The sequence below is a fragment of the Candidatus Obscuribacterales bacterium genome (assembly GCA_036703605.1).
In the GTDB taxonomy this organism is placed as follows: domain Bacteria; phylum Cyanobacteriota; class Cyanobacteriia; order RECH01; family RECH01; genus RECH01.
Genome location: DATNRH010000628.1, coordinates 1 through 1,848, shown reverse-complemented (window position 1 = coordinate 1,848; position 1,848 = coordinate 1). Strand labels below are relative to the sequence as shown.

The 1,848-nt window shown below is 53.7% G+C and carries 3 protein-coding genes; all 3 read left to right on the top strand.

Annotated features, from left to right (window positions below; genetic code table 11):
* Positions 1-196: 196 nt before the first annotated feature.
* Positions 197-664, top strand: coding sequence for a hypothetical protein (locus tag V6D20_13325; protein ID HEY9816761.1), 468 nt, complete (start codon positions 197-199; stop codon positions 662-664).
* An 11-nt stretch (positions 665-675) separates the two neighbouring features.
* On the top strand, positions 676-1,239 hold the full coding sequence (locus V6D20_13320) for a glutathione S-transferase family protein (GenBank protein HEY9816760.1): 564 nt from the start codon (positions 676-678) through the stop codon (positions 1,237-1,239).
* Positions 1,240-1,435: 196 nt separating this feature from the next.
* Positions 1,436-1,848, top strand: a 413-nt coding sequence (locus V6D20_13315) for an ABC-ATPase domain-containing protein (GenBank protein HEY9816759.1), incomplete at its 3' end; no start/stop codon positions are given.

Below are 1,848 nucleotides of genomic sequence, written 5' to 3'. Positions count from 1 at the left end.
CACTCTATGCCAGATGAGTATAAGACTCGATGGTAGCTCGGAGATCAAAGAGGGTGATCGCTCATAGTTTATCTGATTCCCGTTGCTTCATCCAGACGTAAGAGTTCTGTACTATCTGTTCTACCTGAGATCTTGACTACTTGAGATCGATAGATCTAGTTTGATTCCTGTTTGCTAGTTGTTTAATGTCGAACCTATGACCTCAGTATCCCTCTTAGCCAACGCTCCCGATCTCACCGCCGATGACTACATTGTCATTGGTCTAGCTGCCTGCTTCCTCCGAGATGATGGTGAAATGCATCCGGTGCAAGTGGCCGAACCCATTCCCTCTGCTGCCTTGGAAGCTGTTCTTAAAGGCATTCCCACCTCCTACGACGTGGCCTTCGGTACCACGGTAGGCACGATTATGAATGACCAGGGATACTTGACGTCGATTCCCGATGCGGCTGAGCATGTGCAGCTTTGCGATCAGTTTATGGAACGGGCGATCGCTGCTGCCCGCACCTATAAGACGCGCCCTGAAGCTAGCCAGCATATCCCTGTGGGCACGGCTTTCCGAGATCTCAACCATTCCACCGAGCGGAAACGGGTTTTGAACTCTGAGCGCATTGTCAAAACGGAAGACAATGTTAAGCAACATGCCTACACCCACCAGAAGCTGTAGGAAGGGTTAGGATGTTGAAGCTTTATGGAGCAGCTCGCAGTCGAGCGTCGATTGTGCAGTGGTATTTGGAGGAGCTAGAGGTTCCCTACGAGTTCATCCTGCTCGATTTGCAGGCTAAAGAACATCGCCAGGCAGATTTCTTGGCGATCAACCCCTTTGGGAAGGTGCCTGCCATTGTGGACGGCACCGTTGTCCTCTGGGAGTCGGGCGCAATTTTGCTCTATCTAGCAGAGCGCTATGGCGGGGCTCAAACGCTTGAAGAACGAGCCCTCCTAGCCCAATGGTCGCTGTTTGCCAATGCTACGTTTGGGCCAGGGATTTTTATTGAATCCAGCCGAGAACGGGAGATGCCCAATCTTTTTGGCACCCTCAGCCGGATCTTGGAACAGCAGCCCTTTGTGTTGGGCGATCGCTTCACGGCGGCGGATGTGGCGGTGGGTTCTTACTTGGCCTATGTGCCCATGATGTTAAAGATTGGGTATGATGACTATCCGGTTCTGCAAACCTATCTCAACACGTTGATGCAGCGCCCTGCTTTTCAGCGTTCTCTCGGAGCGCGATCGCCTGCCTCCTAGGCTTATGAGGCAGGGAACGTTACCCTGACACCCTGTAGTCAGTAGGGCGCAAATCCTTACGAGAAGAGGGTTGAGCGAAGCCGAAACCCGGCAACTTAGCTTCATGAGTCCACCTACTTAGGACACCAGCGCTCCCTTCGGCTTCGCTCAGGGAACGCTGGCGGGAAACGCTGGTTCGGATGATCGTTTCTGACCTATGAGTACCCATCACCACCTCTCTCAAACCCTACTCAACCTCGATCGTCAGAGCTACAAAGCCTATAAGCAACTTCAGGGTACCTACAGCTTCCCAGGCTTTACCCTAATCATCGACCATGTGCAGGGCGATCCCTTTGCAGCTCCTAGTCGGGTGCGGGTGCAGGTGCCCCAGCAGGGGACTCACGGAGCTGGTTTTCCGGCGGATTTAATGCGATCGCCTAGCCGCCACCTAGCATTGCGCGACTATCTCCATCGCCAGGTCTATTGCGCCGCTCATCAAGGGCGATCGCAGCGGGGCAGTGGCAAAAGTGGGTTGATATCCATAGCCTCGCCGGTGCAGCAGGTGCTCGATCGCAATGCGGTGCTGCTGGATGATCACCAGATCGAAGTACGGTTTGTGGTGGGATTGCC